This window comes from Burkholderia sp. LMG 13014, assembly GCF_905232215.1.
Classification (GTDB): domain Bacteria; phylum Pseudomonadota; class Gammaproteobacteria; order Burkholderiales; family Burkholderiaceae; genus Burkholderia.
In genome coordinates this window covers 1-2,266 of record NZ_CAJNKE010000791.1, presented here as the reverse complement: position 1 = coordinate 2,266, position 2,266 = coordinate 1, and the positions used below count along the sequence as shown (strand labels likewise).

Annotated in this window: 2 protein-coding genes; one reads left to right on the top strand and one right to left on the bottom strand. The window is 65.0% G+C overall.

Annotated elements, in window-relative coordinates:
* On the bottom strand, window positions 1-1,999 hold a 1,999-nt coding region (gene leuS / locus JYJ84_RS34640; protein ID WP_205190124.1), incomplete at its 3' end, for a leucine--tRNA ligase.
* Here leuS and JYJ84_RS34635 point away from each other — a divergent pair.
* On the top strand, window positions 1,998-2,266 hold a 269-nt coding region (locus tag JYJ84_RS34635), incomplete at its 3' end, for a hypothetical protein (protein WP_205190123.1). The two genes, leuS and JYJ84_RS34635, sit on opposite strands and share 2 nt — an antisense overlap.

Below are 2,266 nucleotides of genomic sequence, written 5' to 3'. Positions count from 1 at the left end.
CCGCCCCCGACCACTCGAGCTGCTGCTCGGGCGGCGCGGCGAACATCGTGAACAGGCGCGCGGTATCGGCGCCGTACTGGTCGATCAACAGCTGCGGATCGACGCCGTTGTTCTTCGACTTCGACATCTTCTCGATGCCGCCGAGCACGACCGGCTGACCGTCCGTGTTCAGCGTCGCGCCGACCGGGCGGCCCTTGTCGTCGTGCGTGACCGTCACGTCGAGCGGGTTGTACCAGGTCTTCTTGCCGGAAGCGTCTTCACGGTAGAACGTCTCGTTCAGCACCATCCCCTGCGTGAGCAGGTTCTTCGCCGGCTCGCCGAACTTCACAAGGCCGAGGTCGCGCATCACCTTGGTCCAGAAGCGCGAATACAGCAGGTGCAGGATCGCGTGCTCGATGCCGCCGATGTACTGATCCATCGGCATCCAGTAGTCGGTGCGCGCGTCGACCATCGTCTCGGCGTCCGGCGCCGTGTAGCGCGAGAAGTACCACGACGAATCGACGAAGGTGTCCATCGTGTCGGTTTCGCGCTTGGCGGCCGCGCCGCACTTCGGGCACGCGCAGTTCAGGAACGCTTCCGACTTCGCGAGCGGGTTGCCCGAGCCGTCCGGCACGAGGTCTTCCGGCAGCACGACGGGCAGATCCTGCTCGGGCACCGGCACGTCGCCGCACGACGGGCAGTGGATGATCGGGATCGGCGTGCCCCAGTAGCGCTGGCGCGACACGCCCCAGTCGCGCAGGCGCCACGTGACCTGCTTGTCGCCGAAGCCGCCGGCGTTCAGGTCGGCCGCGACCGCGTCGACGGCTTCCGCGTAGTGCAGGCCGTCGTACTTGCCGCTGTTCACGCAGACCGCGGTTTCCTTGTCGCCGTACCACTCCTGCCATGCGTCGAGCGAGTACTGCTGGCCTTCGGCCGAGATCACCTGCTTGATCGGCAGGTCGTATTTCTTCGCGAACGCGAAATCGCGCTCGTCATGGCCCGGCACGCCCATCACCGCGCCTTCGCCATAGCTCATCAGCACGTAGTTGCCGATCCACACCTCGACCGGCTCGCCGGTCAGCGGGTGCTTGACCGAGAAGCCCGTCGCGACGCCCTTCTTCTCCATCGTCGCGACATCGGCCTCGGCGACACCGCCGCGCTTGCATTCGTCGATGAACGCGAGCAGCTCGGGCTTGTCCTGTGCGAGGCGCGTGGCGAGCGGATGCTCGGCCGCGATCGCGCAGAACGTGACGCCCATGATCGTGTCGGCACGCGTCGTGAACACGCGCAGCAGCTTCTGCTCGCCGTCGAGTTCGTACGGGAAGCCGAAGTTCACGCCGAAGCTCTTGCCGATCCAGTTCTGCTGCATGATCTTCACGCGCTCGGGCCAGCCGAGGCCGTCGAGGTCGTTCAGCAGCTCATCCGCGTACTGCGTGATGCGCAGGTAGTACATCGGGATCTCGCGCTTCTCGACGAGCGCGCCCGAACGCCAGCCGCGGCCGTCGATCACCTGCTCGTTCGCGAGCACGGTCTGGTCGACCGGATCCCAGTTAACGGTGCCCGTCTTCTTGTACGCGATACCCTTCTCGAGCATCTTCAGGAACAGCCACTGGTTCCACTTGTAGTAGTCGGGCTTGCACGTCGCGATTTCGCGCGACCAGTCGATCGCGAGGCCCATCGACTGCATCTGGCCCTTCATGTAGTCGATGTTGTCGTACGTCCACTTCGCGGGCGGCACGCCGTTCGCCATCGCGGCGTTCTCGGCCGGCATCCCGAACGCGTCCCAGCCCATCGGCATCAGCGTGTTGTAGCCGTTCATCCGCAGATAGCGGTACATCACGTCGTTGATCGTGTAGTTCCGCACGTGACCCATGTGCAGCTTGCCGGACGGGTACGGCAGCATCGACACGCAGTAGAACTTCGGCTTCTGCGAATCTTCCTGCGTCTTGTAGGCATCGGCTGCGCGCCAGTCGCCCTGGGCGGCGGCTTCGACGTCGGCGGGTACGTATCTCTCGTGCATGGTGTGGTTCGGACTAGGCTTTAAGCGGCGCGACGGCTCGCGCGCGGATGTGGATCGAAAGTCGTGCTGGCCCGGCGGACTGGCAGGTTCGCTGTTGCCGGACCTGTTCACGGTTTCCGGGAATTTTCCGGGTAACCCGCGGCATGCCCGGGTAGCCTGGAAAATTCCGGGTTACCTGAAAAAAGCCTGCCAACCGGGAAAAACGTTGATTATACCGCCCGCGCCGGCCCATTCGACCGGTCTTGCGGCGTGCGGCCCGATCCCGCG